General features: G+C 69.9%; 18 protein-coding genes. 3 read left to right on the top strand and 15 right to left on the bottom strand.

Going from position 1 to position 24,999, the window contains the following annotated elements:
- Positions 1 to 101 precede the first annotated feature (101 nt).
- The 7 genes from Y710_RS04320 to Y710_RS04290 all read right to left on the bottom strand — a co-directional run bounded on the left by Y710_RS04320 (position 102) and on the right by Y710_RS04290 (position 13,176).
- Positions 102 to 3,197, bottom strand: a complete 3,096-nt coding sequence (locus Y710_RS04320) for an SDR family NAD(P)-dependent oxidoreductase (RefSeq protein ID WP_062366511.1) — start codon at positions 3,195 to 3,197, stop codon at positions 102 to 104.
- Positions 3,190 to 4,533, bottom strand: a complete 1,344-nt coding sequence (locus Y710_RS04315; protein WP_082781256.1) for a beta-ketoacyl [acyl carrier protein] synthase domain-containing protein — start codon at positions 4,531 to 4,533, stop codon at positions 3,190 to 3,192. The genes Y710_RS04320 and Y710_RS04315 overlap by 8 nt, the downstream gene beginning before the upstream one ends.
- Positions 4,530 to 5,303, bottom strand: coding sequence for a thioesterase II family protein (locus Y710_RS04310; RefSeq protein WP_062366509.1), 774 nt, complete (start codon positions 5,301 to 5,303; stop codon positions 4,530 to 4,532). Before Y710_RS04310 ends, Y710_RS04315 begins: the two co-directional genes overlap by 4 nt.
- A 1,060-nt stretch (positions 5,304 to 6,363) precedes the next feature.
- Positions 6,364 to 6,990: a GNAT family N-acetyltransferase gene (locus Y710_RS04305; RefSeq protein ID WP_062366506.1), complete on the bottom strand. Its 627-nt coding sequence runs from the start codon at positions 6,988 to 6,990 to the stop codon at positions 6,364 to 6,366.
- On the bottom strand, positions 6,987 to 8,303 hold the full coding sequence (locus Y710_RS04300; protein WP_062366505.1) for a SidA/IucD/PvdA family monooxygenase: 1,317 nt from the start codon (positions 8,301 to 8,303) through the stop codon (positions 6,987 to 6,989). The genes Y710_RS04305 and Y710_RS04300 overlap by 4 nt, the downstream gene beginning before the upstream one ends.
- On the bottom strand, positions 8,300 to 11,809 hold the full coding sequence (locus tag Y710_RS04295; protein ID WP_062366502.1) for a non-ribosomal peptide synthetase: 3,510 nt from the start codon (positions 11,807 to 11,809) through the stop codon (positions 8,300 to 8,302). The genes Y710_RS04300 and Y710_RS04295 overlap by 4 nt, the downstream gene beginning before the upstream one ends.
- On the bottom strand, positions 11,806 to 13,176 hold the full coding sequence (locus Y710_RS04290) for a salicylate synthase (RefSeq protein ID WP_006896074.1): 1,371 nt from the start codon (positions 13,174 to 13,176) through the stop codon (positions 11,806 to 11,808). Before Y710_RS04290 ends, Y710_RS04295 begins: the two co-directional genes overlap by 4 nt.
- A 114-nt stretch (positions 13,177 to 13,290) precedes the next feature.
- Between Y710_RS04290 and Y710_RS04285 the strand changes: the two genes are divergently transcribed.
- Complete coding sequence (locus tag Y710_RS04285; protein WP_006896073.1) at positions 13,291 to 14,928, top strand: (2,3-dihydroxybenzoyl)adenylate synthase; 1,638 nt, start codon at positions 13,291 to 13,293, stop codon at positions 14,926 to 14,928.
- Positions 14,929 to 14,933: 5 nt separating this feature from the next.
- Here Y710_RS04285 and Y710_RS04280 read toward each other — a convergent pair whose 3' ends face one another.
- Complete coding sequence (locus tag Y710_RS04280; RefSeq protein ID WP_006896072.1) at positions 14,934 to 15,773, bottom strand: sulfurtransferase; 840 nt, start codon at positions 15,771 to 15,773, stop codon at positions 14,934 to 14,936.
- Between the two features lie 90 nt (positions 15,774 to 15,863).
- Here Y710_RS04280 and Y710_RS04275 point away from each other — a divergent pair, with 90 nt between their 5' ends.
- On the top strand, positions 15,864 to 16,439 hold the full coding sequence (locus Y710_RS04275; RefSeq protein WP_006896071.1) for a TetR/AcrR family transcriptional regulator: 576 nt from the start codon (positions 15,864 to 15,866) through the stop codon (positions 16,437 to 16,439).
- Here Y710_RS04275 and Y710_RS04270 read toward each other — a convergent pair.
- Positions 16,424 to 17,293 (bottom strand): SDR family oxidoreductase, encoded by an 870-nt coding sequence (locus Y710_RS04270; protein WP_062366500.1) that lies wholly within the window; start codon positions 17,291 to 17,293, stop codon positions 16,424 to 16,426. The genes Y710_RS04275 and Y710_RS04270 overlap by 16 nt on opposite strands.
- A gap of 97 nt (positions 17,294 to 17,390) precedes the next feature.
- The gene (locus Y710_RS04265; RefSeq protein ID WP_006896069.1) at positions 17,391 to 18,506 is read right to left on the bottom strand and encodes an amidohydrolase family protein; all 1,116 of its coding nucleotides are present in this window, start codon (positions 18,504 to 18,506) and stop codon (positions 17,391 to 17,393) included.
- 143 nt (positions 18,507 to 18,649) lie between these two features.
- Between Y710_RS04265 and Y710_RS04260 the strand changes: the two genes are divergently transcribed.
- A complete protein-coding gene (locus Y710_RS04260; RefSeq protein ID WP_062366498.1) occupies positions 18,650 to 19,804 on the top strand; it encodes an FAD-binding oxidoreductase in 1,155 nt (384 codons plus the stop codon).
- 21 nt (positions 19,805 to 19,825) lie between these two features.
- On the opposite strand, the gene Y710_RS04255 is transcribed toward Y710_RS04260, so the two are convergent.
- The 5 genes from Y710_RS04255 to dnaK all read right to left on the bottom strand — a co-directional run bounded on the left by Y710_RS04255 (position 19,826) and on the right by dnaK (position 24,535).
- Complete coding sequence (locus tag Y710_RS04255) at positions 19,826 to 20,227, bottom strand: DoxX family protein (RefSeq protein ID WP_006896067.1); 402 nt, start codon at positions 20,225 to 20,227, stop codon at positions 19,826 to 19,828.
- Positions 20,228 to 20,368: 141 nt separating this feature from the next.
- Positions 20,369 to 20,785 (bottom strand): heat shock protein transcriptional repressor HspR, encoded by a 417-nt coding sequence (locus Y710_RS04250; RefSeq protein WP_006896066.1) that lies wholly within the window; start codon positions 20,783 to 20,785, stop codon positions 20,369 to 20,371.
- A gap of 6 nt (positions 20,786 to 20,791) precedes the next feature.
- Positions 20,792 to 21,970, bottom strand: a complete 1,179-nt coding sequence (gene dnaJ / locus Y710_RS04245) for a molecular chaperone DnaJ (protein ID WP_006896065.1) — start codon at positions 21,968 to 21,970, stop codon at positions 20,792 to 20,794.
- 112 nt (positions 21,971 to 22,082) lie between these two features.
- Entirely contained in the window at positions 22,083 to 22,694 is a 612-nt protein-coding gene (gene grpE / locus Y710_RS04240; RefSeq protein ID WP_006896064.1) for a nucleotide exchange factor GrpE, read from the bottom strand.
- Positions 22,691 to 24,535 carry a molecular chaperone DnaK gene (dnaK, locus tag Y710_RS04235; protein WP_006896063.1) on the bottom strand — a complete coding sequence of 615 codons (1,845 nt, stop codon included), beginning with the start codon at positions 24,533 to 24,535 and terminating at the stop codon, positions 22,691 to 22,693. Before dnaK ends, grpE begins: the two co-directional genes overlap by 4 nt.
- Positions 24,536 to 24,999 lie beyond the last annotated feature (464 nt).

Genomic DNA, 24,999 nt, shown 5'->3' with positions numbered 1-24,999 from the left:
AACCAAACCTTAAGAAGGTAAGTCTAGCCTTAGTACGGTTACCCTGGTCACGGATTCGTCCGTTTCGCTGCGCGCCCCACACCCGGAAGATGACGCGAGCGCTACGCGGCCTCGTCCATCAACGCAACCACCTCATCGAGGCTGGCGCCGCCCAGGATCGCCTCCACCGGAAGGTCGCACGCCAGCGCGGTCTGGACCCGTTTGCGGAAGTCGAGTGCCTGCAGTGAGTCCATACCCAGCGCCACCAGCGGCGCAGCGGGATCGATGTCCGTCGCCGCGAGACCCATCGCGACCGCCAACTCGTCGATCAGGTTCGCCGTCAAGTCGCCCGATCGAGCAGGTGCCGGCGGCGTCTCCGGTACCTCGGCCGGCGCCGTCTCGGCTTCTTCGGTGTGCTCCGTCTCGACCGCGGCGTCGGCTGCCGCGGCCTCCTCTTCGTGTCCCGATTCCGGTGCGCCGACGCGATCGGGCACCTCCTCGATCAGCACGCCCGACCCGGTCATCTCCAACAGATGGCGCAGGTCCGGCCAGGACGCCGCCATCACCACGGCATCGCCCCCGTGAACGGCGAGACCCGCGTCGAGTGCCGCGGTCGGCGCCATCGGCACCACGCCCGTCGCCGTGACGCGCGCCAGCCCGTCGGCGTCGAGCGGTCCCTGCACCGCCCACAAGCCCCAGGCGAGCGCGACGGCGTCCACCCCGGTCGTCCGCAGCCGGGCGGCCTCCACCTCGAGGAGACGGTTCGCGGCGGCGTACAGCGCCTGTCCCCGGCCTCCAAGGGTGGCTGCGAGCGACGCACAGAGCACGACCCGCGGTGCGCCCCCGATCCCGTCGAGAACCCGGGCGAGTCCGCTCACCTTCGCATCCACGGCGCGCCGCACATCGGCCTCGGTGATCTCCGACAGCGGCCGCTCGACGTAGTCGAGCGCGGCATGCACCAGAGTGGTGACCGGAGGCAGATCCGCCAGCTGCGCCGGCTCGGTGTCCGAGGTGAGGTCGCAGCGCCGCAGGTCTACGTCCACTCCGTGACGCCGGGACAACCGGGCGGCGACGCGATGAGCCGTCTCGTCGCCGCCGGAACGACTGAGCAGGGTGATCCGGCGCGCACCGTCGCGCGCGAAGCGTTCGGCGACGGCGAGTCCGACCTTCCCGGTGCCGCCGGTGATGACGGCGTGCGTGAGATCGAGGTCGGCGACCGACCCCGCTTCCGTCGGCATCAGTCGCTTGACGAGTACCGCGCCGTCTCGCAGTGCGATCGCCGGCTCGCCCGCGACATGGACGGCCGCTAGCACATCGTCAGCCGAGACCGGCTGCCGCGCAGGGAGATCGAGCTGCGCGACGCGCACCCCGGACTGCTCGGTGGCCAGGCAGCGCAGCCCGGCGACGGCCGCGGCGTGCACCGGGTCGGCGACGTCGCCGTCCACTGCCGTCTCCGCCCCCGTGCTGACGATCCACACGGTCGGCGGGAGTTCCGCGAGACCGCCTCGCCAGGCCGAGCCGGCCAGGACCGCGGCGAGCTCGGCTTCGACGTCGTCGCCGCGCGCGGGCAGGAGCACCAGTGCGGCGTCGACCTCACCGATCTCGGCACCGCCGTCGGGTACCTGCCAGGCCACGGCGCCGTGCTGCGGCGCGGCCGAGCAGATGCCGGCGGCGAGACTCAGATCTGATCCGGGAAGCGCCAGCACCGCCATGCGCTGCGGGGCAGCCGAGCGCCGGCTCGCCGGACGCTGCCAGCGGACGTCGAGCACACGCACGTCGTGGTCGGCGGGCGGTGCGGCCCACCCCGGGCGGTTGACGGCGTCTCCGACGCCGGCGTCCGGCCTGGCCCACAGGCGGGTCTTGCGCATCGGCGAGTTCGGGAAGGCCTCCAGCGGGAGCCCGCGAGTGCGCCCGCGCACCTCCCAGCTCGACCAGTCGAAGGTCAGGTCGGTGGCCGCGACCGTCACGACGTTGCGAGTGAAGAGCGTGTGATCGGTGCACTCGCGGCGGCGGGTGCTCAGGATCGTGGCATCGGGCGAGCCCGCCAGCGTCTCCGACAACGCCAGCACCAGCGTCGGATGCTCGGCGATCTCGATGTAGACGTCGGCTCCGGCGTCTGCCGCCGTGTGAACCGCTCGGTCGAACCGGACGCGGTTGCGCAGGTTCCAGAACCAGTAGTCGCGCACCGGGGTCGACGGCTCGATCGCCTCCCCGAGCGTGGCGCCGATGCACGGGATCCGGGGATCGGTGAACGTCCGGCCGAGACCGTAGGCGTCGAACGCCGTCTGGAACTCGTCGGCGAACTTGCTGACGATGCTGGTGTGCGCCGGGTAGGCGACGCGGATCTCCTTGGCGAACTTGCCCTCGGCCTCCAGCGCGGCGATCAGCCCGAGCACCGCTTGCCGTTCCCCCGACACGCACAGGATGTGCTCGGAGTTCACCACCGACAATTCCATCCATCCGGAATTGCGGGCCAGCAGCGCCTCGGCCTCGTCGAGACTGATTCCGACGACGGCCATCGTGTACCCGCGGGGCGCCACCGCGTCCACCGCGCGTGCCCGCACGGTCACCACGATCAGCGCGTCGCGCAGACTGGCGATGCCGCTGCGCACCGCCGCGGCGATCTCGCCCTGACTGTGTCCCACGGTCATCGACGGTCGGACGCCCGCCGCGTCCCACATTGCCGTCAGACCCAGCATGTGCATGAACAGCGCCGGCTGCACCACCCGCACGTCGTCGGTCTGTTCCGCGTCGCCGCGGCCGAGGACGTAGTCGATCGGCGACGTTCCGAAGAGGTCGAGCGAGGCGGCGTGACACTCGTCGACGGCGGCGCGGTAGGCGGCGGAGCGGTCGTAGTCCACCGCACCCATGCCGGGCCGCTGGCTGCCCTGGCCCGGGTAGACGTACGCGAAGCGGTGTGCGGCGGCGGTCCCGCGGACCACCGCGGGGTGCGATCGGCCGGCGGCGAGCGCATCGAGTGCGCCCAGCAGCTCATCGCGGTCGGCGACCGCCGCGATCGCACGGTGTCGGCGGACCGGCCGGGCGTCGAGCAGATATGCGGCCGCCCGCTGCGCGTCGACGGCCGGATGCGCCCGCAGATAGCGCGCGATGGAGGCCGCGAACCGGCCGAGCTGGTCTTCGGCGTCCGCGGAGACGACCACCGGGATGCGACCGTCGGGCAAGAGGTACTGCGCACCGGTCTGAGGCGTGTCAGGCATTCGGGGCCTCCGGCATGTCGACGATGAGATGGGCGTTGGTTCCGGACACGCCGAAGCTGGAGACGGCGGCGAAACGGTGGCCGTCGCGCGCCGGCCAGGGTTCGGTGGCGGCGGGCAGTCGCAGCCCGGCGGTGTCCCAGTCGATCTTGTCGGTCGGCTCGTCGGCGAACCGCGTGCCGACGATCGTGCCGTTCCGGCCGCATTGCAGGACTTTGATGAGACCGAGGATTCCGGCCGCCGCCTGCGCGTGTCCGGCGTTCGATTTCACCGATCCGACGGCGGCGGGACGGTCGTCGGCCCGGGCGGCGCCGTAGACGGCCGAGAGCGCGTCGAGTTCCATCGGGTCGCCCAGAGTGCCGGTTCCGTGCCCCTCGATCAGGTCGATCTGTGCCGCGTCCACGCCGGCGGCGGCGAGTGCGCCCGCGATCACCCGGCGCTGGGCGTCCGCGCTCGGCACCACGATCGGCGCCCCGGAACCGTTGTGGTTCACCCGCGATCCGGCCACCACTCCGTAGATGCGGTGTCCGGCGGACCGGGCGGAGCCGGCGCTCTCCAGAATCACCGCGCCGGCGCCCTCGCCCCAGACGGTGCCGGTGGCCCCCGACGAGTACGAGCGGCACCGTCCGTCGGCGGCGAGCGCATTGTTGCGGGAGAACTCGAAGAACGCTCCCGGCGACCCCATCACGCACACGCCGCCGGCGATCGCCCAGTCGCATTCGCCGGAGCGGATCGCTGCGGCCGCCTGATGCACGGCGGTGAGCGACGACGCGCACGCGGTGTCGACGGTGATCGCCGGGCCCGTCAGTCCGAGGGCGTGCGAGATCCGTCCGGACACCGAACCCAGTGCGGTTCCGGCGATCCGGTGGCCGGAGTAGTCGTTCACGGCTGCCACCGTGGGTCCGTACTCCATGCCGGAAGCTCCGAAGAAGACTCCGATCTCCCGGCCGTCGAGGGCGGCGGGGTTGACGCCCGCGTTCTCGACGGCCCGCCAGGCCACCCGGAGCGCGACCCGCTGCTGCGGATCCATCGCCGTCGCCTCTCGCGGGCTGAGCCCGAAGAACTGGGGGTCGAATTCGGCTGCGCCGTCGAGGAATCCACCGGCGTCGGGCACGGCACCCCAACCGGGAACGCGGTCAAGGGAAAGCAGTTGGTCCACCGGCCAGCCGCGGTCGCGGGGCATCGGCCCGATCAAGTCCTCACCGGCGGCGAGGGCTGCGTAGAAGTCCTCCGGGGTGTCGATGCCGCCCGGCGCCTCGACCGCCATGCCCGCGATCACGACGGCGTCGTCGGGTGCCGAATCCGCGCCTCCGGCGACGTACGGGTGGTGCGCGGTCACCGGGTTCCTCCGCCCGTCGCGGTCCGCACCAGCAGGTCGACGAGCGCGTCCGGATGTTCGTTGAGGTAGAAGTGGCCGCCGTCGACGAGGCTGACCTCCACCTCGTCGGCGTGGTCGGACCACGAGTGGAGCTGGTACGGCCGGATCACTGGATCGTCCGCTCCGCCGACCACCTGGATCGGGGTCGACACCTGGACGTCGGCGGCGCAGTCGTAGGCGTCGAACGCCCGGTAATCGGCTCGGAGCACCGGCAGCGCCATCCGCATCACCGAATCGCTGCCCATCACCGCGCCGCCGGTGCCCTGCAGGCCCGTCAGATGTGCCAGCAGGTCCTCGTCGGAGTCGGGATGCTTCGGCAGTTGAGCCACTCGGCTCGGCGCGGTAGCCGCTGAGACGATGAGCCGTCGGGGTGTCGTGCCCTGCGCCTCCAGCAGTCGGGTGAACTCGAAGGCGACGATCGCGCCCATGCTGTGCCCGAACACCACCACCGGACGGTCGGCGAAGTCGGCGGTGGCGGTGAAGGCCTCCGCGGCTTCGGTCGCCAACTCTCCGAGTCCGGTCGCGGCGTCCTCGCGCATCCGGTCCTGCCGTCCCGGATACTGCATCACGCGGACGTCGAAGTGAGCCGACAACCGCCCCGACAGGTCACGGTACGACGACGCTCCCCCGCCCGCGTGGGGGAAGACGAGAAGGATCGGCGCGTCGGCGTCGGCCGGCTTGTGAAACGCCCGGAGTGCGGGTGCCTTGCGAGTGGTCGCGGGTGTAGTCATCTCTTGTTCCCAAAGTCGTGCGGTGTTTCAGTGGTCGAGCAGGTCCTCATGCCGGGGCCCGTTGAGCGAGTCCTCATCGCCATGTTGGTTGAGCAAGCCCTCATTGCCAGGCTGGTTGAGCGAGCCGCCAGGCTGGTTGAGCCACCCTCCAGGTTTGTTGAGCGAGCCTCCAGGCGGGTTGAGCGAGCGAAGCGAGTCGAAACCACCGGACGCAGGCTGAGTCCACAAAACGCGGAGCGGTCCCACCCTGCGCGAGCGATCGTTTCGACTCGCTGCGCTCGCTCAACAATCCTCGGGGGACTCGCTCGCTCAACAAACCTGGGGAGACTCGCTCGCTCAACAAGCCTGGAGAGAGCCACGCTGCCCGCTGGACGAACACTCAACCCCAGGCCGGTTGAGCCACCCTCCAGGCTGGTTGAGCGAGCGAAGCGAGTCGAAACCACCGGACGCAGGCCGAGTCCACAAAATGCGGAGCACTCCCAGCCTGCGCGAGTGATCGTTTCGACTCGCTGCGCTCGCTCAACAAACCTCGGGGGACTCGCTTGCTCGACAAACCTGGGGAGACTCGCTTGCTCAATAAACCTGGAGAGAGCCACGCTGCCCGCTGGACGAACACTCAAGCCCAGGCCGGTTGAGCCNGGTTGAGCGAGCGAAGCGAGTCGAAACCACCGGACGCAGGCCGAGTCCACAAAATGCGGAGCACTCCCAGCCTGCGCGAGTGATCGTTTCGACTCGCTGCGCTCGCTCAACAAACCTCGGGGGACTCGCTTGCTCGACAAACCTGGGGAGACTCGCTTGCTCAATAAACCTGGAGAGAGCCACGCTGCCCGCTGGACGAACACTCAAGCCCAGGCCGGTTGAGCCACCCTCCAGGCTGGTTGAGCGAGCGCAGCGAGTCGAAACCACCGGGCGCAGGCTGAGTCCACAACACGCGGGGCGGTCCCAGCCTGCGCGAGTGATCGTTTCGACTCGCTGCACTCGCTCAACAAGCCTGGGGGGACTCGCTCGCTCAACAGGCCTGCTGGGGCTCGCTCGCTGAACAAGCCTGGGTGAGGGGTGCTCAGGCATGGGGGGAGCTCCTCTCGCGGGGGAGCAGGTGGAGGGCGATGCGGCGGTCCGGGCGGACCTGGAATTCGCCGTGATCGGTCCAGCCGCGCTTGGTCAGGGCCCGGCGCATGGGAGTGTTCGACGACGCGGGTTCCACTGCGATGCAACGACAGTCGGGATCGGCGGCGAAGAGTGCGTCGGCGAGTTCACGGATGAACGCCGAGATCTCCCCGCGGCCGAGCAACTCCGGATCAGCCGTCGCGACGTGGAGTCCGAGGTCGTGCGGGTCCACCGGATACAGGCGGGCGATCTCGTCGCGCGCCACGCGGTAGATCTCCAGGTACCCCACATCAACGCCCTTGCGGGAGAAGATGATCGGCCGCGAGTAGTCGCCGTCGAGGCGATACCGGGCGTCGTCCCGCCAGCGTGCCGCGGACCATTCCTGTTCCCAGGTCTGCACCAGGTGCGGCCGCGCGAACCACTCCTCCAGCAGCGCCGGGTCGGCTCCCCCTGGCTCCACCGTGCGCAATGCGAACGCGCCGATCGTCGACGGCACCGGCGGGGCGCCCGCCTCGCGCACCGCGTCCGAGACGTCGGTCAGCTCGCGTTCGATGCGGTATCCCGTGTCGGACGCACTCATCGCTTCGCTCCCGTCCGCGCCGCCGACCGATCCACCGCACTGCGCAATACCCGATTGGAGAGCTCGCCGAGGCAGCTCAGATTCGGAAATCCCGGGCCCTGCGCGAAGCCGGCCAGATTCGGCAGATACAGCGCCTGCGACAACCCTTCGACCGCCAGATCGTGCCCGATCGCCGTCTCCAGACGCGGTAGGTCGGGCCGTCCGCCCAGCGCCAGCTCGAGTTCGTCGACGCTCTCGGCGTCGAACAGGTCCAGGAACCACAGCGGCCGACCGCCGGTCGCGTCCACCACCAGATCGAACGAGTGCTCGGCCGCCGACCGGCCTGGGTTGCCGAGGGTCAACGCCACCGACTCCCCCACCCGTCGCGCGGCGGTCACTCGGCCTCGCAGGTGGTGGATCCGCTCGTCGGCCAGCAAGTTCTCCTGCACGCTCACCGAGAACACGCCGCGGTCGGTCCTGCGGATCACATCGCGCCGCTCCGCCGCGGACAGCGACGGCCACCCCGTCGGATCGGAGAACACCGAGTTCTCGAAGTAACTCTCGCCGCGGGTGTAGATCGTCGGCGCCGGTGAGATGACCGAGATCGACATCACCTCGTGCCGGACCAACTCGTCCAGCGCCGACGCCGCGGTCTCACCGCCGCCGATCACCGCGGACCGCGATGACGCCGGAATCGCCCTGCGCGACACCGCATCCCAGAAACCGGCCACCGACAGTACGCGGGGATCGTCGAGCAGCGGCTCGTCACTCGAACCCGGTCCGGTCACCAGCAGTCCGTCGCCGTCGACGCTGTCGAGACCGCCGTCCGACGTGCGGAAGTCGACGCTCCATCCGCCGTCGACCACGCGGACGCGCTCCACCGTGCCGATGTGCAGTTCGGCCCCAGATTTGGCCGCCGCCCAGTCCAGATAGCGAGCCCACACGTGATGGTGCGGGTTGGGCCGGCCGCGGTCGATCCATTCGGTGTACGTCTGATGCGCCACCAGGAACGCCATCCAGCTGTACTCCAGCATTCCCGCGTTGATCTGCGCGGCATGAGTGCGGTGCGGCGCGCCGCGGTACGGGAAGCCGAGGTCCTTCTCCGGGCTGGTGCCGAGCCGGTGACGACCGTCGGTCCAGCCGCCGAGCGGAAGCCAGTTGCCGCCCACCCCGTACCGGTCGACGATCACCACGCGCGGCGCGGGCAGGCCGAGATCGGCCATCACCTTGGCCTTGGCGGCCACCGACAGCGACTTGGGTCCGGCGCCGATCGCCACCAGCGTGCCGGCGGAGAAGGCGTCGGACGCTCCGGCGTCGGGGCGGTTCACGGTCACTGCGCCATCAACTCCTCATCGTCCATCGCGGCGATCTCCAGGTAGATCGTCGCCACGCGCTCCAGCCGTCCCGCCCGCTCGTCGGCGGCGTCGAGTCGGCGCGCCAGCTCCGCCACGGTCCGCGCCGCGAAGATGTCGGCCACCCCGGCCTGCGGCGCGTCGAGCAGGTCGCGGATCCGTGCGATGACGGTGGTGGCGAGCACCGAGTCGCCGCCCGCGGCGAAGAAGTCGTCGTCGATGCCCAGTTCGCGATCACCGCCGAGGACACCGGCGACGATGTCGAGCAGAGCGCGGTGCAGATCGGTCTCCGGCGACCGCCGGGGCGCGTCGACGTCGGACGCGCCGCTCAGACTCGCGGTGATGGCCGCGCGGTCGAGCTTCCCGTTGCCGGTCAGCGGGAGCTCGTCCCGGACCTGGAGCACCGCCGGAACCATGTACGCCGGAACCAGTCCGGCCAGCCCGGCGAGCAGGCCCTCCGGTGACGGCGCGGCACCCGGTTCGGGTGCCACCGCGGCGGCCAGCGTGACCGGTCCGTTCCCCTTGATCAGCACCGCCACCGCATGCCGCACGTCGGGCAGCGAGCGCAGAGCACCTTCGATCTCGCCGAGTTCGACGCGGAACCCGCGGATCTTCACCTGATTGTCGGCGCGGCCCAGGAACTCGATCGTGCCGTCGGGCCAGTAGCGCGCGAGATCACCGGTGCGATACCACCGGCGGCCCTCGAACTCCACGAACCGTTCCGCGGTGCGCTGCGGCTCGTTTCGGTAGCCGTGCGCGACGCCGTCGCCGCCCACCCACAGCTCGCCGGTCACCCAGTCGGGGCAGTCGGCACCGAGTTCGCTGACCACTCGGCAGGCCACGTTGTTCAACGGTGTCCCGAACGGGACGCTGGTCCAGTGGTCCGGCGCCCGGGTCACCTCGCACACGGTGCCGTGGATCGCGATCTCCGTGGCTCCGCCGAGACCGGCGAAACGGGCCCGCGGGGCCAGTGCGCGCAGTCGGTCCGGGAGATCGGCGCCCACCCAGTCGCCGCCGAGGAGCACCGCGCGCAGCGAATCACCCAGCGCCGCACCGTCGGCCTCCGTCTCCGCCAACGTCAACAACATGTCGAGCGCGCTGGGGACACAGGTCAGAATGCTCGCGCGGTGGGTCACGAGGAGTTCGCGCCACGCCGCCGGGTCCTTGGCGTCGTCGGCGTCGACGGCGATCACCGCTCCGCCCGCGCTGTACAAGCCGAAGATGTCGTACACCGAGATGTCGAACTCCAGTGCCGCGACCGTGAGCGATCGGTCGTCGGGGCCGACACCGAAACGCTGATTGATGTCGTCGATGGTGTTCATCGCCGCCCGGTGCGGCACCTCGACACCCTTGGGGGCACCGGTGGAACCCGAGGTGAACAGCACATATGCCACCGCCTCGGGGTCGGGCAGGTACGGGCCCGACAGCGGTGCCGCCGCCATCGCGTCGCTCAGTTCCAGCGCCGGAACGTCCAGTGCGTCTGGTGCCACGACCCCGTCGGTCAGCAGCAGCGACGCCTCGCCGGTCCGCAGAATGGCCGAACGCCGCGGAGCGGGTTGATCGTAGGTGACCGGAACCCACACGGCACCGGAGGCGTAGACGCCGAGCGTCGCGATCACCTGCCGGTAGCCCTTGGGAATCTGCACACCGACCGCATCGCCCGGCCGCGCTCCCGCCGACCGCAGCGCGGCCGCCACGGCGAGCGCCTGTGCCGCGAGTTCACCGTAGGTGGCGCTCCCGTTGCGCCAGACGAGCGCGGTGCGATCGGGGTGCTGGGCCGCGATCTGGAAGAAGCCTTCGTGCAGCACACGCCCGGAGGTCGGCGCCGCGGTGTCGTTGACCTCGCATCGGACCGCCCGCTGGGCGGCGGGCAGGTGCGGCAGCGCCTCGGCCAGCCAGCCCGCCGTCGAATCGGCGGCGGCGAGCCGGTCGAGCGCGTTGGTGAAGTGCTCGAACATGGCCTCCACCACGCCGTCCGGGAACTGGTCGATGCGGACGTCCCAGTTGGTCAGCAGGCCACCGCCCACCTCGGTGACCTGGGCGTCGAGCAACACCTGCGGGCCCTGCGAGACGATGTGCGCGGGCTCGCCGAGCCGGTCGTAGACCTCGTCGGCGAAGAGTTCGCCGAGCCCCAGCGCACTGGTGAAGACCACCGGGGCCAGCACCGTCTCGCCGCGCAGACGGCCGAGGTCGCGAAGCACTTCGAGCGCGCCGTACGCGCTGTGCGCACCGGCTTCGTGCATCCGTCGCTGCACCTCGCGCGCGAGGTCGAGCACCGATCCGCGGCCTGGTTCGGTCAGCGTCCTCAGGTCGACGTCCACCAGGATCGAGGAGCTGAAGTCTCCGGAGACCGACTCGATCTCGTCGTGCATCGGCACTCGCTGGAACAGCGGCACGTTCAGCAGGAAACGCGGTGTGGCAGACCACGCGCCGACGCTCGCGGCGTACACCGCTCCCACGACCGCCGCCGGCGTCACTCCGCGCTCGCGTGCTGCGGCGAGAAGACGTTCGCGGGCCCGAGCGTCGAGCCAGTGGTTCATCCGCCGCACCCGCGGGGCAGCGCTCTGCGACTGCCCGGGCGGGCGGGTCGGCAGGACCGGTCCGCCCGGCAGGTCAGGCAGCCGTGCGGTCCACCATTCGCGGTCGGCGGCGCGTGCCGGATCCGGATGCTCGGCCCGATGCCGCAGGTAGTCGCGGTATTCGATGGCCAGGGGCGGCAGTTGCGCACCGTCGTAGGCCGAGACCAGGTCGCGCAGCAGGGTGCGGTAGCTCATCGCGTCCGCGGCGAGCATGTCGATGTCGAAGTGCAGACGGTGGCGACCGCCGGGAAGCAGAGTGAGCGTGAGGTCGAAGACCTGTCCGGCAGCGATGTCGAGGACCTGGTGGCTCTTGGCCTCGCGCCGCTGCTCGAGGATCCGGTCGATCTCGCCGGGTACGGCCTCGCGCAGATCGTCGACCGTCAGCGCCGGTCGCGGCAGAGTGTCGAGCACCTCTTGGCGTCCGTCGGAACGGAACCGTGCGCGGAGCATGCCGTGGCGGGCGGCGAGCGCCTGCGCCGCCGCGGCGAGCCGGTCGGGGTCCAGACCCGCGCCGTCGAACTCGACGTACAGGTGCGCGGCCACACCGCCGAGGTCGGCGGCACCGGTGCGTCCGACCCAGTACGCGTGCTGCATGGGCGCCAGCGGGAACGCCGCCTCCGACCACGCCGACTCGTCGAACTCGGCAGGCGCGGAAGCCGCTTCGTCCGCCGGGTCTGCGCCGAGCATGACCGCCCAGTCGGCGACGGTCGGGCGGGCGGCGAGGTCGGCGAAGTTGACGTCGTGTCCGCTCTTGCGCCAGCCGCCGGCCAGCCGCATCATCCGGATCGAGTCCAGGCCCAGACCGATGAGGTCGTCCGTGTCGGTGATGGTGGCCGGATCGACGTCGAGCAGCGCGGCGACGTCCTCGCGGACTGCGGCGGCCGTCGGCCGGTCGGTCGGCGCGCTCACCGCGCCGCCCGCACGACGTACGGGGCCACGCTGGCCAGCTTCTCGCAGGTCTCTTCGAACTCCCGCTCGGGGCGCGACTGCCCGACGATCCCCGCGCCGGCGCGCAGCCACACGCGATCGCCCTCAGCGAAGATGGTGCGCAGCGCCAGCGTCGCCTCCAGTTCACCGCTCGAATCGGCGATCAGGACGGCGCCGGAGTAGAGCTCGCGACGCGCGGGTTCGAGCCGGTAGATCGCCTCGAGGGCGGGTGCCTTGGGGATGCCGGAGGCGGTGATCGACGGGAACAGCACGCCCAGCGCCCGCCACGGTCCGGCAGCCGGGTCGAGCCTCCCGGAGACCGTGGACGCGAGATGCTGCACGCTGCCGCGTTCGCGGACCACCATGTACTCGTTCACCGCGGTGGTGCCGGGCAGCGCCACCGATTCGATCTCGCTGAAGCAGGCGCGCACCGACATCGCGTGTTCGGCGATCTCCTTCTCATCGGAGAGCAGGTCTTCGCGGGCGGCGGCGTCCGCCTCCGGCGAGCGGCCGAAGGCACGGGTACCCGCGAGCGGTTCGGTGACCACCGACCCGAGACCGTCGGCGGCGACCACCAACTCGGGGCTGAAACCGGCGGCCTCGAGTCCGCCGAGATGCAGCAGGTACGACCGCGCGGGGTTGTTGCTCTTGCGGCCGCGGACGTAGGTCGCGGGGATGTCGACGTCGAAGCCCACATCGACACTGCGGGACAGAATCACCTTCTGGTATCGGCCGTCGTTGATCTCGCGCACGGCCGTCGCGACCCGGCCGCGGTAGTCGTCGGGGTCGGCCGAGACATCGATCTCCACGGGCTCCGCCCGGCGGATCGACTCCTCCCCGCCGGCGTGGACCGGCAGATCGGCGAGTTCGCGCAGTCGCGCGAGAGTGGCCTCGTCGGCCCCCGGTGCCGAGATCCCGTCCGCGTCCACGAAGGCCTCGAGCCCGGGCACGATCAGATGGGCGAGCACCACGTCGTCACGGACGCGGTCGAGCAGGCCGTAGTGCGGCGCGCAGTAGTCGAATCCGACCCAGCCGTACAGCCGCCACCGGGGCAGACCCAGCCCGGTGAGCGCCTGGTTCAGTGCCGCCGCGGGTTCGCCGTCCCAGGCGATCTCACGAGGCGTGCAGTGGTCGTCTCCGGGCGCCGGATCGACGATGACCATGGTCTTGGTGAGGATGATGCGTGCTTGCGGACGAGCGGCGAACGTCCAGCGTCCGTCTCGTTCGTAGACGACGTACTCACCGAATTCACCCGACGACGCCCATGCGCCGCACACCGCGGCGGCCCGCGCGGCCAGATCGTCGTCGACGGGCGCGTCCCCCACCGGAGAAGCAGGTGCCACAACCATTGTTCAGTCCCATCGTTCACAGCGGAGATCCGCAAAGAAATTAGGTGAGGCTAATCTACATCACCCGCGACTCGTAGGTTAGGCTGCCCTCGTCAACTAGAGCTAGGACCGAGCATGCCATCTTCAGCGGACACTCTCGAAACCGGGTTCGCACCCCATCGGCCCGATCGCGCCGACCTCTACCGCGCCGCGGGCGTATTCGACGATCGCCCCCTGTGGGCACCGCTCGCCGACCGCGCCGCCACCGATCCCGACCGCCCCGCGGTCACCGACGCGGCCACCGGATTCACCCTGACCTACCGCGAACTGCTCGCCACCGCCGACCGCCGTGCGGCCGGATTCATCGGCGCGGGTCTGAAGCCCGGAGAGCGCGTCGTCCTGCAGCTGCACAATTCCGTCGAGTTCGCCGCCACTGCGTTCGGCCTCCTGCGCGCGGGCATCGTGCCCGTCATGGCGCTGCCGGCCCACCGGATCACCGAGATCGCTCATCTCGCCGCAGGCTCCGGGGCGCGCGCCTATCTGTGCGACGACGTTCGCGGCGGCTACGACTACCGCGGGCTCGCCGCCGATCTGCGCGACCGCGTCCCGTCCGTCGAGCACGTCTTCGTCAACGGCGATCCCGGCGTGTTCGCCCCGCTGCCCGATGCCGACGCCCGACCGCCGGTCACCGTCGATCCCGATCTGCCCGCGCTCTTCCTGGTCTCCGGCGGCACCACCGGACTGCCGAAGCTGATCGCGCGCACGCACAACGACTACGCCTTCAACGCGGCCACCTCGGCCACCGTCGCCGAACTGACGGCCGACGACGTGTATCTCGCGGCGCTCCCGGCAGCGCACAACTTCCCCCTCTGCTGCCCCGGACTGCTCGGGATGATCGCAGCGGGCGGCCGCACCGTCTTCACCCAGGATCCCAGCCCCGACTCGGCGTTCGACGTGGTGGAGCGATACCGGGTCACGGTCACCGCGCTGGTCCCCGCTTTGGCCCAGTTGTGGTGCGCGGCAACCGAATGGGAGCCCGCCGACATCTCCTCGCTGCGACTGCTGCAGGTGGGCGGATCCAAACTCGCCGCACCCGATGCGGCCGCGATCGACGCCGCGATGGGCCCGGTGGTGCAGCAGGTCTTCGGCATGGCCGAGGGTCTGATCTGCTACACGAGGGCCGACGATCCACGCGATCTGGTGCACGTGAGCCAGGGGCTGCCGATGAGTCCGCTCGACGAGGTCCGGATAGTCGACGACGCCGGCCGGCCGGTGCCCGACGGCGAGGAGGGCGAACTGCAGGTCCGCGGACCGTACACGATCCGTGGCTACTACCGGGCGCCCGAACACAACCTGCGGTCGTTCACCGACGACGGCTTCTACTCATCAGGAGATCTGGTGCGCCGGCTTCCGTCCGGGCACCTCGCCGTCACCGGTCGCATCAAGGACACCATCGTCCGAGCCGGCGAGAACGTGGCCGCCGACGATGTGGAAGAGCACCTGCTGGCGCATCCGCGGATCGCGCACACCGCCGTCGTCGGCCTGCCCGACGACGCGCTGGGTGAACTCATCTGCGCGGTGGTGGTGCCCGGGCGCGACGGCACCGCACCCTCGCTGCCCGACGTCCGCGCCTTCCTCTCCGAGCGCGGCCTCGCGTCGTTCAAGCTGCCCGACCGTCTGCACACCGTCGACGCCCTACCGGTGACCTCGGTGGGCAAGATCGACAAGAGTGCACTGCGTTCGCGCCTGGCGGGTGCGAGCCAGGCGCGATAGCGCGCTCAGCCGCGTTCCACCGGGCGGTCCGGATCGGCCGACCACTGCGAGTACGACCCCGGATACAGCGCCGCGGACACCCCGATCGATGCGAGGGCGGCGATCGTGTGCGCGGCGGTGACGCCCGAGCCGCAGTAGACGACGGCGTCCCGGTCGGCGCCGAGTGCCCGGAAGTGGTCGGCGAGTTCGCCGTACGGCTTGAATCTGCCGTCGGCGGTCACGTTGGCGCCCGCCGGGGCGTTCACCGCACCGGGGATGCGCCCGGGCCTCGGGTCCACCGGCTCGACGTCGCCGCGGTAACGCTCGGGCGCACGGGCGTCGAGCAGGACGGCCGAACCGTCGCGCGCCGCGACCTCGTCGATCGTCACGACCGGCAGATGCCCGCCCGACAGCACCACATTGCCGACGCGCGGGGTCGCATCTCCGGTGGAGACGCGCATGCCCGCGGACTTCCATGCCGCCAGACCGCCGTCCAGAACGGTGACGTCGGCCAGCCCGGCCCAGCGCAGCAGCCACCAGGCGCGCGCCGCCGCCTTGCCCTCCCAGTCGTCGTACACCACCACCCGGGACCCGACGTCGATGCCCCACCGACGGGCCGCGGCCTGCAGGTCGGCGAGGTCGGGCAGCGGGTGTCGGCCCGCGGCAGGCGAGGGCGGTGCCGCCAGTTCGGTGTCGAGGTCGACGTACACCGCGCCCGGCACGTGCCCGGTCCGGTAGTGGTCGTGGCCGGCGTCGTCGCCGAGTTGCCAGCGCACGTCGAGCACCACCGGCGGCCGTGACGACAGCATCGCCTCCACCAGGTCCTCGACTGTGGTGAATACCTGGCCTCGGTGGTCGGAGATCATCGCTGCGGTTCCCTTCGCCTGCGGGTGCGGCCGTGGTACGGCCGAGGTCACCACGACTGTAGGGCACCGGCGACGTGCGACAATCGGGCCATGTCCGAATCACCGTCCGCGCTCGACCCGCTCCGTTCCCGGTTCCTCGACGCCGGCCTGCGCGTCCTCGCCCGCGACGGCTACGGCGGCTTCAAACAGTCGACGGTGTGCGCGGAGACCGGTCTCACCACCGGTGGCTTCTACCACTCGTTCAAGAGCTGGAGGGACTTCGAGACCGCGCTCATCGAGCACTGGAAGACCGAGGCGACGGCCAACGTGGTGGCACAGCTGCGCACCATCGGCAGCCCGGTGGACCGGATACTCGCAGTGGTCGAGGCGTCGCGGAATCTGCCGCACCACACCGAGCGGGCGCTGCGCGTCTGGTCGTCGAAAGACCCCGACGTCGCCGCCGCGGTACGAGAGGTGGACCGGACCCGGTGCGAGGCCGTCGCCGAGTTCGTCGGCGACCTGATCGCCGACCCCGACGAGCCCGAGCAGATCGCCGCGCATTCGCTGATGGTCCTGGTGGGCTACCAGTGCTCGGATGCCGGCCCCGAAGAGTTCGAATGGGCGATGCGCCGCATCGTCGACCGCACTCTCAGTCTTCCGTGCAAGGCCGATCAGACGTCGGAGTAGTCCGCGACCCGCCCCTTCCTCGGTGCGTTGCGCAACGCCGACAGCATCCGCGGGACGCGCCGCAGCGGCAGACGGGCGGGCCAGTCGTCGGTCCGCAGCAGCGCCTCGGTGCCGCCGTCGACGGTGACCACCGAACCGGTCATGAAGTCGGCCGCGGGCGAGAGCATGATCATCACCCAGTCGGCGATCTGCTCGGGCGTGCCGTACTCACGCACCGGCACCGGGTACGAGCGCACCTGAGCGGCCGTCGAACTGGCGAGCTGTTTGCGCAGCAGAGGCGTGAGCACCGGCCCCGGAGCGATGACGTTGATGCGGATACCCGCGGCGGCCCACTGATCGGACACCGCGTGCCGCCGGCACCAGCGGCTCACCGCGATCTTCGACGCCGCGTACGCCGCGGGTCCCGACAGCGGCCCCATCCGGCGCACGATGCGCACAGCTCTCTCGGTCTCGCCCGCCTCCAGCAGTCTGACGGCCCGGCGCGGCACAAACGGCGTCGACGTCGTCGAATTGGAGCCGAACACCACCACCTTGGCTTTGTCGGCCGCGGCCAGTTCGGGTTGCAGACCCATCAGGAGTTCGGTGACGCCGAGCACGTTGACCTCGACGGTCAGCCGTTCCTTGCCGCGCAGCGCGCCCACCCCGGCGGCGAACACGGCGCCGTCGAGCCTGCCGCCGGCCCGGGTCATGATCGCGCGAACCGCATGTGCCCGGCCTGCGCTCGTCGAGAGGTCCGCCTCCACGTCGGCGTCCGCGAGGTCGACGCCGATCACCTCGTGCCCGTCCGCTTGCAGGCGTCGCGCCACTTCGTGTCCCATTCCCGACGCCGCGCCGGTCACCACGTACTTGCCCACGAATACCTCTCTCAGGTGTGATCTCGCCCCCGACTCTAGAACACGTTCTATCCGGCGGCACACCCTTCGGCACCTCGTCGACGCGCCGGCTGACGTCTCAGAATCGGTAGATGCGCTTGGCGTTCCCCGCGAAGAGCTGCGTCAACAGGTGGTCGCCGCGGTCGCCGAGGACGTCGAGCAGTGCGCCGACCGTCATGCCGATCGGCGAGTTGGGGCGGTCGACCGGGGAGTCGGAGCCGAAGATCACGCGGTCGGGACCGAACCGGTCGACCAGATGCAGTACCAGCGGCCCGGCCATGTCGGCCAGTACCGCTCGGCTGGCGATGGTGCCCGACGTCTCCCGGCCGTAGCCGAGGAGCGCGAGGCCCAGTCCCGAGACCTTGACCACCACGTTCGGCCGATTCGCGATCATGGCGGTGCGTTCGCGCCACAGACTCAGGATCTCGGCACGCGCGGCAGCCGTCATGCCGGTCTGCGCGCCGACCGGTCCGAACGCACCCGCGGGCATCCCCATGTGCTCGACGATGATCGTGGTGTCGGGGAACCGCCGGGCGAGCATGTCCAGCTGCCCGAGCTGATGGGAGTAGGCCACCGAGACGAACGCCAGATCACGTTCGGCGAGCTCCTCGAATCCCTTGAGGAAGCTGGTCGAAGCGACCACATCCGGTTCGTCGCACCAGTCCGGCAGTTCGGGATCGGCGTGCCGCGCCCACTTGAACCGGACGGCGCGAACGCGGTCGGAGTACGCGAGCTGACGGTCGAGAGCGGCGCCGAACAGGGGATGTCGCGGGTCGGCTGCCGTGACCGTGGCGCCGAGCGCCGGACCCTTCTGACCGTGCGGAAGCGCCGTGAGGTACTTCAGCTCGTCGAACGACGAGTTCATCAGCGACTCGGGGTCCCTCGCCGGCCGCCAGTGCGACTCCACTTGAACCACGCTCTCCACACCGACGCCCGCGATGGAGAGCAGTGCGACGGCGTCGCTGGAATACTGCGCCGGTTCGTAAGCTGAGGTCAGGATGCTCGAATCGAGACCGTACAGGCGGTCGGCGCTGGTGCCCACGCGGGCGGCGAGCGAGAGGGCCGGCGTGGGCACGAACCGTCGCAGCCGGGGCGCCGACAGCCGCGCGAAGCGGGCGAGCGCCCATGACGACCGGGTGGGGTTGAAGTAGTGGACGTGCGCGTCGACGATTCCAGGGAGCAGTCCACCGAGCATCGTCACACCGCTAGCGTGCCACAACCCACAAGCGGCACGCCGAACAATATCGGGGCCAGTCGGTCACGCCGACTACAGTGGACCACGCCCGGCACCGGGCGGCCCGTGAACACCAGCGACGACGCGGAAAGCGAGCAGGAAGAGTGACTCAGCCCGAGCAGCCGATCCTGGCGCAGACCCGGGCACTCCTGGCGAGCGATCCCGACCGTTTCGCGAGCAGCGTCTTCGCCCGGCTGTTCGCGATGCGGCCCAGCCTCCGAGAGTTGTTTCCGGCCGCGATGGGCACTCTCCGAGCCTCATTCGTGGATGTGATCGACCACGTGCTCGACGCGATCGGGGCACCGGACGGCCACGGCGAGCTGGTCGAGTTCCTCGCGCAGCTGGGCCGCGACCACCGCAAGTTCGGCGTCGTCAGCGAGCACTACTGGCTGATCTACGACGCCCTGATGTCGGAGTTCCAGTTCGCCTTCGGCAACCGCTGGACACCGGAGGTGGAGGAGACCGTCGGGCAGGCGATGCTCCTGACCACCGGTGTGATGCGCGGCGCCGCGGAAAGCGCCGAGGGTCCCCCGCGCTGGCACGCCCGCGTGGTGCAGAAGTTCCGGATCACGCGCGAACGGGCCGTGATCCGGCTGATCGCCGATGGACCGCACCCCCCGTACGCCGCCGGCCAGTACCTCGAGACGCAGATCCCGCAGTGGCCCCGGACCTGGCGCAACTTCTCCCCGGCCATTCCCTCGAAACCGCAGGGCGAGTTGGAGTTCCACGTCCGAGCGGTGCCGGGCGGCCGGGTCAGCGGCTCCATCGTGCGAGACACCGCGGTCGGAGACGTGTGGACCTTCGCACAGCGCCACGGCACCATGCACATCGATCCGGCGCGACCGGCGCTGCTGATCGCCGGCGGTACCGGGCTCGCTCCCCTGCGCGCGCTGCTGATCGACCACGCCCGCTTCGGCGAGCCGGCTCCGGTCCACCTCTTCTACGGAACACAGAATCCCGGCGAACTGTACGAGCTCGGCGTGCTCGCACAGCTGGCCGGCGCGAATCCGTGGCTGCGCGTCACCGCCGTCACGGAGAACACCGAGGACCCGTGGTGGCTCACCGGCGGCACCGATCCGCGCGGCTGGGGGCTCGAAGTGCGCTACGGCCGCGTCGGCGAGGTGGCCGCGACGTACGCCGACTGGCGGGGCCGCCAGGTGCTGCTGTCCGGCCCGGCCCCGATGGTCTTCCACACCGCGCTGCGACTACGGGCCGCAGGCGTGAATCCCGACGCGATCCAGCACGACCCGCTGAACTGACCGCCCGGGACCGGGCACTGCCTACGACTGATGCCGGGACGCGACCAGCACTGCCAACGCACCGCCGAGCATCGACACGTTCTTCAGGAACTGGATCTGCTGCATCTTGTGCTGCATCGGATCGTCGATCTCCCAGAAGGCGTGCCCGGCGAAGGTGGTCGGAACCAGCGACGCCGCCAGCAGGACCGCACCGGGCCGTGCACCGAGACCGGTGGCGATCATCGCGCCGCCCAGCACCTGGGCGGCACCGTTGGCCCGGACGATCGTCTCGTTGTCGGTCGGCAGCGGGATCACGGTCCGGATCTTGTCGAGCAGCGGCGACGCCGCTTCGACGCGGGCACCCGGCGCCGTGGCGGCGTCGTAGCCCAGGATCATGTACGGGATGCCGGTGAGGGCACGGCCTGCGGCGTGGATCAGATTCATGGGGACCTCTGGATAGACGGTGGGTGCTCGGGGCACACGCCGCCGAGGATAGTGGAACCGATATGGCAAGGCCGCCGACGGCAGTCGGCGGCCTTGTGGCTCTATCGCGTTGTGGTTCTATCGCGTCGTGGTGCTACCGCGTCAGCGGCTCCGTTTTCCCCGCGGCTGCCACACCACGAGGGCGTTGGTGCGGGGCACCGGAACCAGTTCTCCGTGACGTGCCCGCGACGCCGACTCCATCTGCCGAGTCAGGTCACTGACCCGTCGGCGCAGGGCCTCCACCTCGTCGCTGAGTTCGATGATCCGTTTGATCCCCGCGAGGTTCACGCCCTCGTCCTGCGACAACCGCTGGATCTCGCGAAGCATCTCGACGTCGCGGTTGGAGTAGCGACGCCCGCCGCCGCGCGTGCGCTGCGGGGTCACCAGACCCAGCCGATCGTAGGTCCGGAGGGTCTGGGCGTGCATGCCGGCCAGCTCCGCCGCCACCGAGATCATGAACGTGGCGGCGTCGCCGACGTCGTCATTGCGCGACCGGTCTCCTCGATCGTCGACTGCCATGGGTCATCACCGCCCCCATCCTGCGCGGGGGTCGAATCCACTGGCCCGTTCGGCCTCCGCATACTTCTTCATCGCTTCGGTCGCCGCGTCGTCGAGCTTGGTCGGCACCGCGACCTTCACCGTCACCAGCAGATCACCGGATCCGCCGGATCGCTTCGGCACACCGCGGCCCTTCAGCCGCAGGGTCCGTCCGTCGGAGGTGCCCGCCGGGATCTTGACGCCGACCGAACCGTCGAGCGTCGGAACCGAGATGGTCGCTCCGAGAATCAGCTCCGAGATGGACACCGGCAGTGAGACCTTGAGGTCGTTGCCGCTGCGGGTGAACACCTTGTCGGCCATCACGTGCACGGTCACGTACAGGTCGCCGGACGGCGCGCCGCGCATCCCGGCCTCGCCCTGCCCGGCGAGCCGGATCCGCTGACCGTCCTCGACGCCCTGCGGGACGCGGACGTTGATGGTCCGCGGGCGCACGGTGATGCCGGTGCCCTGGCAGTCCGGGCACGGATCGTCGATCTTGGTGCCGGTGCCCTGGCAGTCGGGGCAGGGTTCGGAGAATCCGAAGTGCCCCTGGTTGCGGGTGACGAAGGCAGTGCCGTTGCAGGTGGGGCACGTGCGCGGGCTGCTGCCCGGCCGTGCGCCGCTGCCGTGGCACTTGGTGCACGGCGACGGGCTGGTGACGCGCAGCGTCACCGTGGTTCCCTGCACCGCGTCGCGGAATGCAAGGGTGGTCTCGGTCTCGAGATCGTTGCCGCGTCGCTGGCGGGGTCCGCCGGCCGACCCGCCGAAGCCGCCGCCGCGTCCGCCCAGCAGGTCGCCGAGCATGTCGCCGAGGCCACCGCCCCCGCCCGCACCGCCGGCCGCGCCGAACAGGTCGCCGAAGTCGAATCCGCCGGCACCGCCCGGCGTTCCGCCGCCGAAACCGTTGCCGCCGCGGAACCGGCCGCTGGCCATCAGGGTCCGGGCCTCGTCGTATTCGCGGCGCTTGGTCTCGTCGGAGAGCACGCTGTGCGCCTCCGACACTCTCTTGAAGCGTTCTTCGGCCGCCGTGTCGCCCGGGTTGGCGTCCGGGTGCAACTCACGGGCGAGCTTCCGGTAAGCCTTCTTGATCTGGTCGGCACTGGCGTCGGAAGAAACGCCGAGGTCTGCGTAGAAATCGCGTTCCAGCCATTCACGCTGGGGAGCCATCAGGCGTCACCTCCTTGAAAAAAGTCTGTGGTTGTCATGTGTCGCTCCTGTTCGGACACACGGTGGCAGTGGGGCCGCGGGGCCGCCGTGCAACGGCGACCCCGCGCTCGCATCACTGCTCCGGCGCAGCGTCGCTCGGCGCCGGGTCGGTGACCGTCACCATGGCGTGACGGATCACCTTGTCTCCCAGGCGGTAGCCCGTCCGGAAGACGTTGCCGATGACAGGGGTGTCCCCGCTGCCATCATTCTGAATGGCTTCGTGGAGTTCCGGGTCGAATTCCTCGCCCGGCTCCGCGAACTTCGCCAGCTTCTCACCCGAGAGAACGTCGACCAGCTTGTCGGCGAACGCCCGCAGCGGGCCCTCGTCGAGGTCTCCGTGGTCCCGGGCGCGGTCGAGGTCGTCGAGGATGGGCAGCAGCTTCTCCACGAGAATCTGCTTACCGCGGTCGACGGCCTGCAGCTGCTCCTCGGCACTGCGGCGACGGAAGTTCGCGAACTGCGCGCGCTCCCGCTGCAGGGCCTCGGTCAGCTCCGCCACCTGCGCATCGGCCGGGGTGGCCTGGTCGCCGGCCGGCTGGGCCGCCGCGTCGTCCGCGGCGGCTTCAGCCTGCTGGGTTCCCGCGCCGTCGCGCACCTCACCCGTCTCCGGGTCGACGCGACGGTTGTCGGTCACCGTCACCGGCTCTTCGGCGGTGTTCTCCCCGGCGTTGTTACCGGCTGTCACTTGTTCTCACCTTCGGCGGGATCGTCCACGACCTCGGCGTCGACGACGTCGTCGGCTCCGGCGTCACCGGTGGCCGCACCGGCCTCGCCCTCGGCCTGAGCCGCCGCGTAGATCGCCTGGCCCATGGCCTGCGACTCCTCCGACAGCTTCTCGATCGCGCTGCGGATGGCGCCGGTGTCGGTGCCCTTCAGCGCCTCGTTGGCTCCGGTGATGGCCGCGTTGACCTTGTCCTTGACGTCGGCGGGGACCTTGTCCTCGTTCTCCTTCAGGAACTTCTCGGTCTGGTTGACCAGCGACTCCGCCTGGTTGCGGGTCTCGGCCTCCTCGCGGCGGACGCGGTCCTCTTCGGCGTGAGCCTCGGCGTCCTTGATCATCCGGTCGATCTCGTCCTTCGACAGACCCGAGCCGTCCTGGATGCGGATGCTGTTCTCCTTGCCGGTGCCCTTGTCCTTCGCGGTGACGTGAACGATGCCGTTCGCGTCGATGTCGAAGGTGACCTCGATCTGCGGAACGCCCTGCGGTGCAGGCGCGATGCCGCCGAGCTCGAACGATCCGAGCAGCTTGTTGTGCGAGGCGATCTCGCGCTCACCCTGGTACACCTGGATCTGCACCGACGGCTGGTTGTCTTCAGCGGTGGTGTAGGTCTCCGACCGCTTGGTCGGAATGGTGGTGTTGCGCTCGATCAGCTTGTGCATCACGCCGCCCTTGGTCTCGATGCCGAGGGACAGCGGGGTCACGTCGAGCAGCAGCACGTCCTTGACCTCGCCGCGCAGGACGCCGGCCTGCAGGGCGGCGCCGACGGCGACGACCTCGTCCGGGTTGACGCCCTTGTTGGGCTCCTGACCACCGGTGAGCTCCTTGACCAGGTCTGTCACGGCAGGCATGCGGGTGGAACCGCCGACGAGCACCACGTGGTCGATGTCGCTGACCGCGATGCCCGCGTCCTTGATGACGGCCTGGAACGGAGTCCGGGTGCGCTCGAGCAGGTCGCTCGTGATGCGCTGGAACTCAGCGCGCGAGAGCTGCTCGTCGAGGAAGAGCGGGTTCTTGTCGGCGTCGACGGTGATGTACGGCAGGTTGATCGAGGTGCTCTGCGAGGACGAGAGTTCGATCTTCGCCTTCTCAGCGGCCTCGCGCAGACGCTGCATGGCCATCTTGTCCTTGGTCAGGTCGATGCCCGAGCTGGCCTTGAACTTGTCGACGAGCCATTCGACGATGCGCTCGTCCCAGTCGTCACCACCGAGGTTGTTGTCGCCCGACGTGGCGCGGACCTCGACGACTCCGTCGCCGATCTCGAGCAGCGAGACGTCGAAGGTGCCGCCACCGAGGTCGAAGACCAGGATGGTCTGTTCCTTCTCGCCCTTGTCGAGACCGTAGGCCAGAGCGGCCGCGGTGGGCTCGTTGACGATGCGCAGGACGTTGAGGCCCGCGATCTGGCCGGCCTCCTTGGTGGCCTGACGCTGCGAGTCGTTGAAGTACGCCGGCACGGTGATGACCGCGTCGGTGACGTCCTCACCCAGGTAGGCCTCGGCGTCGCGCTTCAGCTTCATCAGCGTGCGGGCGCTGATCTCCTGCGGGGTGTACTTCTTGCCGTCGATCTCGACGGTCCAATCGGTGTCGCCCATGTGGCGCTTCACCGAGCGGATGGTGCGGTCGACGTTGGTGACGGCCTGGTTCTTGGCCGGCTGTCCGACGAGGACTTCGCCGTTGCGCGCGAACGCGACGATCGACGGAGTGGTCCGCGACCCCTCAGCGTTGGCGATGACGGCGGGCTCGCCGCCTTCGAGAACCGACACCACGGAGTTGGTGGTGCCGAGGTCGATTCCGACAGCACGTGACATGTGTGTTCCTCCTAGTTCCGGCTTGCTGGTGGGGGCCGGGTAGTTCTTTGGGCCGGGAGGGCCTTGTTGGTCTGTGAAACCTCAGCGCCTTCGACTCAGGTTTAATCGAGGATGTTCACCCCGTCAACCTTGTTGAGCCGCTTTCACTCAAGTTTCTCGATGGGTTCAACTGTACGCAGGGACGATTCATTCCGGAGAGTTGAGCGAAGTTGACTCAATCCTGGGTGATGTCCGTCACCGCAGGGAGACGGTCGGACGTGAAGTCAGCATCTGCGCCATCGGCAGACCAGCCGGGCACGTATCGAGCGTCAAAACCATGACCTGTTCCATTCATACGAACAAATGGTGACGCGCGTCACCGGATACCTGAGAACGACCTGAGCAGAGGCCCCTCGATCCCGTCGACCTGCGGAAACATCCCTCGTTACACATTCGCCCGCGACGCCGCATTTCCGGCACAGAAG

The sequence above is a fragment of the Gordonia sp. QH-12 genome (genome assembly GCF_001578675.1).
GTDB lineage: Bacteria > Actinomycetota > Actinomycetes > Mycobacteriales > Mycobacteriaceae > Gordonia > Gordonia sihwensis.
The sequence above is the reverse complement of the archived record's forward strand: the minus strand, read 5'-3'. Positions and strand labels throughout refer to the sequence as shown.

Bases quoted from the DNA above. Each gene is read 5' to 3' on its own strand.
- Y710_RS04265 (WP_006896069.1), bottom strand. From the start codon at position 18,506: ATGCTCGGTGGACTGCTCCCTGGAATCGTCGACGCGCACGTCCACTAC.
- Y710_RS04305 (WP_062366506.1), bottom strand. From the start codon at position 6,990: ATGAGTGCGTCCGACACGGGATACCGCATCGAACGCGAGCTGACCGAC.
- Y710_RS04275 (WP_006896071.1), top strand. From the start codon at position 15,864: ATGTCCGAATCACCGTCCGCGCTCGACCCGCTCCGTTCCCGGTTCCTC.
- Y710_RS04310 (WP_062366509.1), bottom strand. From the start codon at position 5,303: ATGACTACACCCGCGACCACTCGCAAGGCACCCGCACTCCGGGCGTTT.
- Y710_RS04290 (WP_006896074.1), bottom strand. From the start codon at position 13,176: ATGGTTGTGGCACCTGCTTCTCCGGTGGGGGACGCGCCCGTCGACGAC.
- Y710_RS04280 (WP_006896072.1), bottom strand. From the start codon at position 15,773: ATGATCTCCGACCACCGAGGCCAGGTATTCACCACAGTCGAGGACCTG.
- dnaJ (WP_006896065.1), bottom strand. From the start codon at position 21,970: ATGGCTCCCCAGCGTGAATGGCTGGAACGCGATTTCTACGCAGACCTC.
- Y710_RS04320 (WP_062366511.1), bottom strand. From the start codon at position 3,197: ATGCCTGACACGCCTCAGACCGGTGCGCAGTACCTCTTGCCCGACGGT.
- dnaK (WP_006896063.1), bottom strand. From the start codon at position 24,535: ATGTCACGTGCTGTCGGAATCGACCTCGGCACCACCAACTCCGTGGTG.
- Y710_RS04285 (WP_006896073.1), top strand. From the start codon at position 13,291: ATGCCATCTTCAGCGGACACTCTCGAAACCGGGTTCGCACCCCATCGG.
- Y710_RS04250 (WP_006896066.1), bottom strand. From the start codon at position 20,785: ATGGCAGTCGACGATCGAGGAGACCGGTCGCGCAATGACGACGTCGGC.
- Y710_RS04255 (WP_006896067.1), bottom strand. From the start codon at position 20,227: ATGAATCTGATCCACGCCGCAGGCCGTGCCCTCACCGGCATCCCGTAC.